Here is a 299-nt window from a genome sequence, read left to right as displayed (position 1 = left end):
TGGCAGAAAGGGTTGCGCTCGTTATGGCACTTAAGCCGACACCTCACGGCACGAGCTGACGACAACCATGCAGCACCTTCATACATGCCTTGCGGCTCATCTGTCTCCAGATGATTCATGCATAATTTAAGCCCGGGTAAGGTTCCTCGCGTATCATCGAATTAAACCACATGTTCCTCCGCTTGTGCGAGCCCCCGTCAATTCCTTTGAGTTTCACCGTTGCCGGCGTACTCCCCAGGTGGGATACTTAATGCTTTCGCTTGGCCGCTGACCGTATATCGCCAACAGCGAGTATCCAT

The 299-nt window shown here is 52.8% G+C and carries 1 rRNA gene; it reads right to left on the bottom strand.

Going from position 1 to position 299, the window contains the following annotated elements:
- Positions 1–299: ribosomal RNA gene (locus H6A27_RS14785) — 16S ribosomal RNA — on the bottom strand; the annotation flags it as partial.

The sequence above is a fragment of the Bacteroides caecigallinarum genome (assembly GCF_016902295.1).
Taxonomy (GTDB): Bacteria; Bacteroidota; Bacteroidia; order Bacteroidales; family Bacteroidaceae; genus Phocaeicola; species Phocaeicola caecigallinarum_A.
This window is presented reverse-complemented; position numbering and strand designations above follow the sequence as displayed.